Raw genomic sequence first — 11,435 nt, 5'->3', positions numbered from 1 at the left:
CATCTTGCCATCAGTAAAGGCGAGTGGGCTGCTGATGAGCCCGTCCTTGCCAGGGTACATAGTTCTTGTGTAACGGGTGATATATTTGGTTCCTGCAGGTGTGACTGTGGCCCGCAATTGCATAAAGCATTGGAGATGATCGAGAAAGAAGGTAAGGGTGTGGTGGTTTATATGAACCAGGAAGGCAGAGGTATTGGCCTTGTGAATAAACTTCGTTCTTACAACCTCCAGGATGAAGGCTTTGATACTGTGGAGGCCAATATTAAGCTTGGCTTTAAAGGTGACGAGAGAGATTATGGGGTAGGTGCGCAGATATTAAGATCTCAGGGGGTAACTAAAATGAAATTAATGTCTAACAATCCGACCAAGAGAGCTGGCTTGATTGGATATGGACTGGAGATCGTGGAGAATATTCCGATTGAGATTGAAAGTAATAAACATAATGAAACTTATCTGAAGACCAAAAGGGACAAGATGGGACATCAAATAATGAAAGGTTAAAAGAGATTATTTTTTCTTACTCTTTTTATCTTCTAAAACAGCTTCTTTATTCAGGAGCTGTTTTTCTTTTTTTGCCTTTTCTTCCGCCTCTTTTTTCTTAAGGTTCTTTTTATATCTGCCGGTTATTTTCTGCAGAAACTCCCTGAAATTGTCAAACTGCTGATTATACATCAGGCCCAGGGAAGTTACATTTGCATTTTGCTGGTTTACAAGTGTGTTGACCAAAATACTCTGTTGTGTTGGAGGTTTATTGGCTAATTTTGCAACCAGTGTACCATCTTTTTTCAGTAAGGCGAGTATTTCAACTTCGCTTCCTACATTGTTTTTTGAAAAGCCTATCGGGGATAGATCACTGGTGCTCTTTCTGTCTACAATTCCGGCATTTAAAATAATCCTGTCTTTAAAGAACTTAAAAGAGGCATTTGCTTCACTGAAAGACCGGATATTAATATCGACAAAATCCAGGTTAAGAGAAGATAAAACATTATTAAATTGATTAAAGAGTAATTCTGTAGCCGTGCTGGTTACACCGGAAGTGAGTTGCTCTCCAAGATTTTGTCTTCCATTTCCAGGTGCAAAACTCCGGCGTATAATTAAGCTGAAGGCCTGGAGGTTTAAGTTGTTCGGATCATTAAAATAGGCCTGTAAATCCTCTTTGATGGCTGGATTGGACGGGAACGAAATATCCAGTTTGATGTCTGGCTTTAACAGAAGCCCTGAAAGACCCATTTCAACATCTGTAGGGACCCTTTCTGAGGAGTTGGGACTGGTTTCTCTGTTGGCTGCAAGGTATAAGTCACTTAAATTGGCCCGAAGTGAATAGATGGCTTTGAGTTGTATTTGAGCGGCAGAGGGGTTTCCTGTCCAGCGAATAGAACCGCCTTGTTTAATAGAGAATTTTTTATTGATAACTTCCTGGGCTGTAAAATCAAAATTACCTGATTCAATAATATAGTCTCCTGTCATCTCAAAATCTCCTAAACTGTTGATTTCAAGGTCCAGGTCTGCATTGCCCTTACCGCTTAATTTTCCAAGGGTAGTATAAATGTTTGCGGTGCTGTTTGGATCAACACTGAGCTTGAAACTCATGGTCAGGCCGTCAAAACTGGTTTGGCTTTTAACTACTTTGGTCGTGTCTTTACTTACAAAGGTGATGAAATCTTTACTGGATACTGTCTCGGAACTATTAAGGGGCAGGTTAAATACGGTGCCTTTCTCGGTTTTTGCATCGATGCCAATAAATAATTTGTTGGTTGGCCCTTTAAATTTAAATGTTCCGGTAGCATAGGCCTGTCCATAATAGAGAGAATTGTCTTTTATGGTGGTATTCAGGGCCATAAAATTTTTCGCATCTACAATGATGTCCAGGCCAGGATCCTCAATGTTATTTAGATCAACAGTACCGTTCGCGATTGCCGTATTGCCATCATTGTCGGTAATTTTGAGGTCTTCGAGCCTAATGATGCTGTTGTCTACATTGACTTTATCTGACAGAGAATAGGCTGTTTTAAGGTAGTTTACGGTAACTTTAGCCTTGTTGAATTCCAATGTTCCATTAATCTCCGGCTTGTCGAAGGAACCTTTGACAGTAAGCTCAGAAGAAACATTTCCCTTCAGGTCAGATACCAGGCTATTTACAAAAGGTTCAAAAATAACCAGTTTACTGTCATCCAGTTTCACAGAGAGGTCAATCTTCTTTTCAGTCAGGTCCAGACCCCCATCTGCTTTTAAGGTCTCATTTCCATTGGTGAGTATCCGTGTATAGATATTAGCCTTGTTGCTGGCCCCGTCAAATGATGAAGTATCCGTAAGTGTTCCGACATAGGAGTCGTTCAAACTGAGCGAATCAATTTTGATGTCGTTATTCAGTTTGACAGAACTTAACAGGTTCTTTATGCGGGTTTTTCCGTTTACATTCCCATATAGTTTAAGCCCTACAGTTTTGGTGAGCGGATTGAGGGTTTTTAGATTAAAGTCTTTAAAACCGACCAATAAAATATCTTTTGGATCACTTGATATCAGCCCATTAATGCTGAGAGACTGATTTCCGTTACTTAAATCAAAATTGGAAATTTCTGTTTTACCCTGGTGAAAGTTAATTCTTACTTTTTCCTGAATTTTCCAGTCTTCGTTATTGATGGTCAGGATAGAAGGTAAAATGCTGATCCTGGCGGTCGTGTCACTAGCAAATTCCACCAGACCATTTAGATCCAGTTGGTTGGCGTCGTCGGAATTAGATAGCTTTACGTTGAGTGAAAGGCTATCGTTTCTTAGAATATTTGAGATGTTCACATTTTTAATGTACAAACTGTCATTCAGGTCTACTCTGTCGGAGGTGATAATGGCCTGCAGCTGTGAATTACCTGTGTTTTCATCAATAATGATGTTGTTTACAGTAACGCCTTTAAATTTTAGTTTCTTGATGAAACCATTGAGTGTCGCAATTTTATTCCTGGAGTCGAATTTTCCAATGAGTACAGCCTGGTCTTCGATTTCCAGGCCGGGTGCGAGTAGTTGTGCGACCGGTTCAAACCGCTTTATATTAAGGTTAAACTGGAAATTTTGCGTCCCGTATTTTACGATATCTGCTTTTAATGATGGAATATATGTTTTAGCGAGCGCTTTATAATAAGAAGGAATGGTATTTAAATCATATTCTCCCTTAATACTTGCATCCAGTACATCTGAGTTGATGGTCAAAGTGCGGTCCAGTCCAATGCCCTGGGCTTTTAATAGTATAGAGTCAATTGTATAGATGCCTTTTACATTGTCCAGTCTGATTTTATCTATGGCCAGATTACCCTGTATATTGTTCAAATCATTTCCCGAGAAATTGGTGCTAAAGTTTGCATCAATCTTTAAGGAGTCTTTGAATAACTTGAGGGCTTTCAGCTTTGCATTTTTAATGGTCGCTTTAAAGTTAAAAACGGGTAATGCCGGATTCAGATTGACTCCGCCATCAAAAACGAGCTGTACATTCTTGTCGTTAATCTTTAAACTCCCGTCAAAGTATTTTTTGTCGAAAATACCATTGATTTTCACATTGCTATAACGATAGTTGTTGAAGTCTATGTATTGTATGTCTCCGTCGATATCTTCTTTTAATTTATTGATCTCGGTACCATAACCCTTGATGTTTACTGCAGAAGTTACTCTTCCAAGAGAATTTTCACCGAGCAGGTCGCCTAAATTGAAATCGTAGGTTTTTACACTTCCCGAATAGGAGGGAAGTCCTGCTTTATCAATTTTCATATTGACATCAGACACTACACGGCCGAGCTTTGTTTTAAACTCGCCGTAAGCGATAAAATCATTCTGAAAGCCTGTAAAGGTTCCATTGAAATTAATATTTCCGAATTTCGATACAATAGAGGGGATAAGTTTGATTTTCTTACCTGTTGTGTTGCTTAGAAGTTGATCTAGATCGGTTTTATTGGTGCCGGCCATGTCAATCTTCATGTCCATAAAAGTCTCTTTAAGATAAGGTAAACCTTTAAGAATGAAATCTCCTTTGATATAAGTTGCCTGTCCGGCTTTGACAGACAGCTTTGTTGCTTTGAGGCTGTTGACCAGACCTGTAACCTGGCCGTCTACATCAATGTTGAGGTTCATCTGGTCGAGTTCGGGAGCGAAATAGGCTACATCTTTAGAGTCCAGGTGGCTGTTTTTAAAATGCGCTTTCATGCGTACTTTATTGATATAGTCATTGAAATCATCAAATTTGCTGAAACGCATTTGATAATAGTCGGTCAGGCGACTTTGGTTTGTGACCAGTAGTAATTTTTTGAGCTCTATCTGATTGGAGTCTATGGTTGTAAATGCGCTTAGGTTTTTAAGGTAAAAGCCACTTTTTTCTCTGAATGTGAGGTTTTTAATGTTGGCCTGAAGGAGATGGTCTGTTGTATTCAGGTCTTCTAAAATACCATTGAGGTTTCTTAAGCTGACGTCGTCGAAATTTACACCCTTTATCTTATCGTTGTATTTTAAGTTTTTATATTTGAAATTTAGGTTATTCAAAATTACCCGGTTAAAGGAAATGACATAAGGTTTTTTCTTTTTCTTAACCGTTGGCGGGCCTGAATCAAAATAATCGATAATGAAATCAATATTCGTGGAGCCATCTTTATAAGACTTTAGAAAAAAGGATCCGTTATTGATTTGAACTGTATTAACATCAATTATCCTTTGCTTTATGGATAGTTTGTTGAGGTCGACCAGGAACTTTGGGGTATTTAAAATGGTATCTTTCTGCAGGTCGAGAACAACCAGGTCTTCTATAACTACAGACTTGAATGGTTTGATGTAAATGCCACTTAGCGAGATGGTTGTTTTTAATTCGGCAGATAAATAGTCTGCGGCTTTTTTTGCAATGAAGGTTTGGACAGGTTTAAACTGAAGCGCAAATAGTACAATACAAAGCAACAATAGAATTGATGCTATAAACCATAGGAGTATTTGTAATAGTTTTTTGATATTTTTGTAGCTTAAATAATATAAACGTGTCTGTAATACTTGCTATCGAATCTTCCTGTGATGAAACTTCAGTTGCTATCTGTAACAACGGCAAAATTACAGCCAATGTTATTGCAAACCAAACAATTCATGAAAATTATGGTGGGGTAATTCCGGAGTTGGCTTCCAGGGTACACCAGCAAAATATTGTTCCGGTTGTTCAACAAGCGCTAATTGATGCTAAAGTTAGTAAAAAGGAAATTAATGCTGTTGCTTTTACCCGTGGTCCTGGATTATTAGGCTCTTTATTGGTGGGTGTTTCTTTTGCAAAATCCTTCGCTTTGGCATTGGATCTTCCCTTGATTGCCGTAAACCATATGCATGCCCATATTCTGGCGCATTTTATTGATGATCCAAAACCGAATTTTCCTTTTCTTTGTTTGACGGTTTCAGGTGGACATACTCAAATTGTGCTGGTGAAAGACTATGCCGATATGGAAATTATTGGGGAAACACTTGATGATGCGGCGGGTGAGGCTTTTGATAAGACGGCTAAATTGCTGAAACTTCCCTATCCTGGAGGCCCTCTGATTGATAAACATGCAAAACTTGGAAATCCGCATGCTTTTAAATTTCCTGAACCTCAGATTAAAGGGCTGGATTATAGTTTTAGCGGTTTTAAGACGGCTATTTTATATTTTATCAGAGATAAGGAAAAAGAAAACCCTGATTTTATCAATGAGCACTTGAATGATATTTGTGCATCTGTTCAATACAGCATTGTACAGATTTTGCTCAATAAGTTAAAAAAGGCCGCTAAGGCCCATGGAATCAAAGATATTGCGATTGCTGGCGGGGTGTCTGCTAACTCCGGATTACGGGAAGCTTTGCAAATGCTGGCGAAGGAGCAGGGCTGGAATGTATTTATTCCCGCTTTTCAGTATTGTACAGATAATGCAGGTATGATTGCGATTGCAGGTTATCATAAATATTTGGCTAATGATTTTGTTGGTCAGGATATCGCTCCTGCTGCAAGAATGATTTTTTAAATTAAAATAACGGTTATGAATTCGATGAGCTTTCTTTTTCTGGGATTAATGTTAGTTCCTTTCGTACTATTTATCATTTGGCTTTTTAAACAGGATAAAACGAAAAACTATCTGGGATTGGTGGTTCTGTTGGTGGCTATTGTTCTGGTTGTGATTGTGGCCATCTATGTGGATGCAAAATATATGAAGGCAGCGTAATGGAGTTATACCATAATAAAGAACATAAAAAAGGCCCGTTTAATTTTTAAACGGGCCTTTTTTATTTAATTAATTACTATTCTAATTCTTCCAGCTTATCGCCTGTCACTTCCTGTCTGATTTTTGCTTCGATCTCATCAGATAATTCAGGATTATCTAACAATAATTGTTTAACAGCGTCTCTTCCCTGTCCAAGTTTAGTATCCCCGTAGGAGAACCATGAGCCGGCTTTTTTAATAATGTTAAAATCAACTCCAAGATCGATGATCTCACCAACTTTAGAGATGCCCTGGTTAAACATAATATCGAATTCTGCAATCCGGAAAGGTGGAGCAACCTTATTCTTAACAATTTTAACTTTGATCCTGTTTCCTGAAACTTCTTCTGAATCTTTGATCTGTGAGGTCCTGCGAATGTCTAAACGTACAGAAGCATAAAACTTTAAGGCATTACCACCTGTGGTCGTTTCAGGGTTTCCAAACATAACACCAATTTTTTCACGCAACTGGTTGATAAAGATACAGCAGCATCCGGTTTTAGAGATGGTACCTGTCAGTTTACGTAGTGCCTGAGACATTAAACGGGCTTGTAAACCCATTTTGGAGTCTCCCATTTCGCCTTCTATCTCTGCTTTTGGTACAAGGGCAGCAACGGAGTCAATAACGATCACATCGATGGCTCCGGAGCGGATCAGATTATCTGCAATTTCCAGCGCTTGTTCACCATTGTCCGGTTGTGCAATCAACAGATTTTCAACATCAACACCCAATTTTTTTGCATAAAACTTATCAAAAGCATGTTCTGCATCAATGAATGCAGCTACACCACCTGATTTTTGAGCTTCAGCAATAATATGTGTTGCCAGAGTTGTTTTACCAGAGGATTCAGGGCCGTAGATCTCGATGATACGGCCTTTTGGAACACCACCTATGCCCAATGCGATATCCAAACCAATAGATCCGGTAGAAATGGATTCCATTGACTCTATAGCCTGGTCACCTAACTTCATCACGGCGCCTTTACCATAAGATTTTTCTAACTTATCAAGTGTAAGTTGTAGTGCTTTTAATTTGTCTGCGTTTGGATTCATTTCTTTAAAATTCTGTTCTTAGGATAAATATCTATTCTTTAGGAATATTGTCTTTGAAAGTAAAAGTGCTAATTATGTTAGCAAAAGTAAGTATTTGTTTATTGATAAAAAAATTAATCTGATAAATATAATTTTATTTCTATTTTTTAACTAACTATTTTAGTTTTCTGGTTCCGCTCATAATAGCGGCACAGATGTGTGATTTCACAGATACTGCATTTGGGCGATCTGGCTACACAGATATAACGGCCATGGAGTATCAGCCAATGATGAGCGATATGAATGGTGTGTTCGGGAAGGTGTTTCACAAGATCTTTTTCAACAGCAAGTGGTGTTTTTCCATTGGTAAGTCCAATACGGTTTGCTACTCGAAATACGTGTGTATCTACAGCCATAGCAGGTGCATTGTAAATTACAGAAGCAATTACATTTGCGGTCTTCCTGCCCACACCAGGGAGCTTTTGAAGGTCATTAATATCTGAAGGAACAAGGCTTCCAAAATCATTGACCAGCATATTGGCCATGCCCACCAGATGTTTTGCTTTATTGTTTGGGTAACTTACAGTTTTAATGTAATCAAATACAATATCTGAGGTGACTTCTGCTAAAGATTTTGGTGTAGGAAACCGTTGAAAAAGAGCCGGAGTAATCATGTTTATCCTCTTATCTGTACATTGTGCAGACAAAATTACAGCGATAAGCAGCTGGAATGGGTTGTTGTAATGGAGTTCTGTTTCTGCATTTGGCTGTTTAGCCGAGAAATGTTCCACAAACAACTGGTATCGTTCTTTCTTAAGCATGTGCAAATATACTATCCGCAGGGACATAAAAAAGCTGCCTCGAAAGAGGCAGCTTTAAAATTACTTGGCCATGTTGTAAGCCAGAATTTTTTGAATCACCTCGTCACTGGGATCTTTCATCAGACCATCCAGGCCCGCCTTTAGATCGTCATAAGGGAAGGAGTCAATTTCTTCAAAAAATTCAGTGTTTGATTTTTCTGATTTCTGATGAAAATGAGACAGGTTGTTAATTGAAGTAGAGGTTGTTATCATAAGCAATAAACTGTTTTTTTGTTTATTATTAAACGCAACAATCTACTGTTTATTTTAACCTGTAATAATAATTTTGAAAACAAATTTCAGCGGGGGGTTATCCCACTTCTTTCACTTTCATCATCTTCCTTAAATTGCTCAGCGCGTATCTCATTCTTCCTAAAGCAGTATTGATACTTACATCGGTGAGATCAGCAATTTCTTTAAAGCTGAGGTCGGCATAGTGCCGCATAATTAAAACTTCTTTCTGCTCATCGGGTAGTAAATGGATCATAGCCCTGAGATCTGTATGTGTCTGATCTCTGAGCATTCTGTCTTCTGCACTTTCTTCATAAATCTGCAGCATATTCAGAATATCAGTTCCATCAGAACTTGTAATGGCTGGCGCACGTTTTTCCCGTCTGAAATAATCTATAACCAGGTTGTGCGCAATACGCATCACCCAAGGCAGAAACTTGCCTTCTTCATTGTATCTTCCTGATCTTAAGGTGTTGATCACTTTTATAAAAGCATCCTGAAATATATCCTCTGCCAGATATTGATCTTTTACCAATAAATAAATAGATGTATATATTTTTGATTTATGTCTTTTTAGAAGTTCTTCCAAAACAGACTCGTCCCCGTTAAGGTACAACTTCACCAGATCCTGATCACTATTTAATTGTAATTTCATAGGAGTATCTATACTAAATTCCCTTGCCTATTGCTTAAAATATTTAGTAGCGGTCTAATCTATAGCAGTTCTCCTATTAGTTTCTTTAAATGAATGGTTCAATTGTTGTGGTTATTAATTCCAAAAGAAGCATTTTTTTATCATAATTCAATAAGAAAAGTGTTAAAAAAAAATAAAAGTACCCTGAGGGCCTTATTTTTGCGTTCCCGGGAATGACCAATGTAACTTTTTTGGGGTATATTAGCAGCATTCTATCCAGCAGTATGAGTAAGGAAACAGAGAAAGATCCACATAGAAATATTATTATAAAAGGGGCGAGGGTTCACAATCTTAAAAACATTGATGTAGCCATTCCAAAGAATAAACTGGTTGTTATTACCGGCATGTCGGGGTCGGGGAAGTCCTCACTGGCATTTGATACTTTATATGCCGAAGGGCAGCGGAGATATGTAGAAAGTCTTTCTGCTTATGCCAGACAGTTTATGGGCCGGATGAATAAACCTGATGTTGATTATATAAAAGGTATTGCGCCTGCTATCGCCATAGAACAAAAGGTGATAACTTCGAATCCAAGGTCTACGGTGGGAACCTCAACGGAAATCTATGATTATCTGAAACTCCTGTTTTCGAGAATTGGAAAAACCTATTCTCCTGAATCGGGACAGATTGTAAAAAAGGACAGTGTAACGACCATTGTTGATTTTATTTCTGCACTGGAGAAGGAAAGTACGGTGACTATTTATTGTCCTCTTTTTCCTCATAACAACCGGACGATTAAGGAGGAATTGGCTGTTTTACTTCAAAAGGGTTTTTTGAGAGTCTTGCTCAATGACCAGATTTATAAGATCGAAGCGATCCTGGAAGATGAGGGTTTTAAAGATGTGGAGCTGACAAGTGAAAACACGGTTATGATCTTAATTGATCGTATTGTAGTGAATAAGGAAGAGGAAACCCTAAGCCGTATTGCTGATTCTGCACAGACTGCATTTTTTGAGGGTAAGGGAGATTGTTATGTGGAACATGATGGTGAAATGACCCATTTCTGTGACCGTTTTGAACTTGACGGGATCAAATTCGAAGAGCCTACACCTAACTTTTTTAGTTTTAATAATCCGTACGGGGCCTGCAAAAGATGTGAAGGTTATGGGAATGTGATCGGCATTGATGAGGACCTGGTTATTCCTGATAAAAGCAAGAGTATCTATGACAATGCGATTGCCCCGTGGCGCGGAGAGAAAATGAGGGAATGGTTAAATAAACTGATCAGAAATGCAGATAAATTTGACTTCCCTATCCACCGTTCTTACAGCGAACTGACTGATAAACAACAGAAACTGCTGTGGACAGGAAATAAATATTTTGAAGGACTGGATGCATTTTTTAAAGATTTAGAAGAACAAACTTATAAGATACAATATCGTGTAATGCTTTCCCGGTACCGGGGAAAAACAGTGTGCCCTGACTGTAAAGGGTCCAGGCTCAGAAAGGATGCTTCCTATGTGAAGATTGGTGGTAAATCTATTATTGATATAGTTTTAATGCCGCTTTCTACCATACTTGATTTCTTTGAAAAGCTGGATCTGTCAGAAACAGACCAGAAGATATCTAAAAGATTACTGTCCGAAATCTTTAACAGGGTGGAGTACCTGAATAATGTTGGTTTGGGTTATTTAACCTTAAACAGGTTGTCCAATACGCTTTCCGGGGGAGAATCACAACGTATTAATCTGGCTACTTCATTGGGCAGCAGCCTTGTGGGATCTGTATATGTACTGGATGAGCCAAGTATCGGTTTACATCCCAGAGATACCAATAAACTGATTGGTGTTTTGGAATCTTTGAGAAATGTAGGAAATACCGTTTTGGTGGTTGAACATGAGGAAGAGATGATGAAAGCGGCAGATCATATTATAGATATTGGGCCTGAAGCAGGTACACATGGGGGTAATCTGGTGTTTAGCGGAACCTATGGAGAGATCATTAAAGATAAACATAGCCTGACTGGCCGATATCTGGCCGGAAAGGAACGTATAGAGGTACCTGGAAAGAGACGTAAATGGAAAGACCATGTGCTCTTAAAGGGAGCGAGGGAAAACAACCTGAAGAATATCGACGTAAAATTTCCTCTTGGAGTTTTTACGGTGGTAAGTGGGGTATCCGGTTCCGGTAAAACGAGTTTAGTCAAAAAGATTCTTTACCCTGCTTTGCAAAAAGCGATTGGTAATTATGCCGGAGAACAGACCGGGGCATATGATGGAATATTTGGAAACCTGGATCTGGTGAGTGCTGTGGAAATGGTAGACCAGAATCCGATCGGGAGGTCTTCGCGTTCTAACCCGGTTACCTATGTAAAAGCCTGGGATGATATCAGGGCTTTATTCTCGGCTTTACCGGCCTCTAAGGCTGCAGGTCTTAAACCA

At 38.8% G+C, this 11,435-nt stretch carries 9 protein-coding genes; 4 read left to right on the top strand and 5 right to left on the bottom strand.

The window, feature by feature from the left end:
* Positions 1 to 501 (top strand): GTP cyclohydrolase II (ribA, locus tag VNZ46_RS05495; RefSeq protein ID WP_325559114.1); only part of this gene is annotated, 501 nt, incomplete at its 5' end.
* A 6-nt stretch (positions 502 to 507) separates the two neighbouring features.
* Here ribA and VNZ46_RS05490 read toward each other — a convergent pair.
* Entirely contained in the window at positions 508 to 4,923 is a 4,416-nt protein-coding gene (locus VNZ46_RS05490; protein WP_325559113.1) for a translocation/assembly module TamB domain-containing protein, read from the bottom strand.
* A gap of 77 nt (positions 4,924 to 5,000) precedes the next feature.
* Here VNZ46_RS05490 and tsaD point away from each other — a divergent pair, with 77 nt between their 5' ends.
* Complete coding sequence (gene tsaD, locus VNZ46_RS05485) at positions 5,001 to 6,002, top strand: tRNA (adenosine(37)-N6)-threonylcarbamoyltransferase complex transferase subunit TsaD (protein ID WP_199079052.1); 1,002 nt, start codon at positions 5,001 to 5,003, stop codon at positions 6,000 to 6,002.
* Between the two features lie 15 nt (positions 6,003 to 6,017).
* Positions 6,018 to 6,200 carry a hypothetical protein gene (locus VNZ46_RS05480; RefSeq protein ID WP_133779909.1) on the top strand — a complete coding sequence of 61 codons (183 nt, stop codon included), beginning with the start codon at positions 6,018 to 6,020 and terminating at the stop codon, positions 6,198 to 6,200.
* A 76-nt stretch (positions 6,201 to 6,276) separates the two neighbouring features.
* Here VNZ46_RS05480 and recA read toward each other — a convergent pair whose 3' ends face one another.
* The 4 genes from recA to VNZ46_RS05460 form a co-directional block, all read right to left on the bottom strand.
* A complete protein-coding gene (gene recA / locus VNZ46_RS05475) occupies positions 6,277 to 7,290 on the bottom strand; it encodes a recombinase RecA (protein WP_199079047.1) in 1,014 nt (337 codons plus the stop codon).
* 146 nt (positions 7,291 to 7,436) lie between these two features.
* Positions 7,437 to 8,090, bottom strand: coding sequence for an endonuclease III (nth, locus tag VNZ46_RS05470; RefSeq protein ID WP_325559112.1), 654 nt, complete (start codon positions 8,088 to 8,090; stop codon positions 7,437 to 7,439).
* 60 nt (positions 8,091 to 8,150) lie between these two features.
* Positions 8,151 to 8,342: a hypothetical protein gene (locus tag VNZ46_RS05465; RefSeq protein ID WP_133779912.1), complete on the bottom strand. Its 192-nt coding sequence runs from the start codon at positions 8,340 to 8,342 to the stop codon at positions 8,151 to 8,153.
* Between the two features lie 97 nt (positions 8,343 to 8,439).
* The gene (locus VNZ46_RS05460; protein WP_108555768.1) at positions 8,440 to 9,015 is read right to left on the bottom strand and encodes an RNA polymerase sigma factor; all 576 of its coding nucleotides are present in this window, start codon (positions 9,013 to 9,015) and stop codon (positions 8,440 to 8,442) included.
* A gap of 263 nt (positions 9,016 to 9,278) precedes the next feature.
* Between VNZ46_RS05460 and uvrA the strand changes: the two genes are divergently transcribed.
* Positions 9,279 to 11,435 (top strand): excinuclease ABC subunit UvrA (uvrA, locus tag VNZ46_RS05455; RefSeq protein ID WP_325559111.1); only part of this gene is annotated, 2,157 nt, incomplete at its 3' end.

Origin of the sequence: Pedobacter sp., assembly GCF_035566355.1 — a bacterium.
Classification (GTDB): domain Bacteria; phylum Bacteroidota; class Bacteroidia; order Sphingobacteriales; family Sphingobacteriaceae; genus Pedobacter.
The sequence above is the reverse complement of the archived record's forward strand: the minus strand, read 5'-3'. Positions and strand labels throughout refer to the sequence as shown.

Bases quoted from the DNA above. Each gene is read 5' to 3' on its own strand.
- nth (WP_325559112.1), bottom strand. From the start codon at position 8,090: ATGCTTAAGAAAGAACGATACCAGTTGTTTGTGGAACATTTCTCGGCT.
- VNZ46_RS05465 (WP_133779912.1), bottom strand. From the start codon at position 8,342: ATGATAACAACCTCTACTTCAATTAACAACCTGTCTCATTTTCATCAG.
- recA (WP_199079047.1), bottom strand. From the start codon at position 7,290: ATGAATCCAAACGCAGACAAATTAAAAGCACTACAACTTACACTTGAT.
- VNZ46_RS05460 (WP_108555768.1), bottom strand. From the start codon at position 9,015: ATGAAATTACAATTAAATAGTGATCAGGATCTGGTGAAGTTGTACCTT.
- VNZ46_RS05480 (WP_133779909.1), top strand. From the start codon at position 6,018: ATGAATTCGATGAGCTTTCTTTTTCTGGGATTAATGTTAGTTCCTTTC.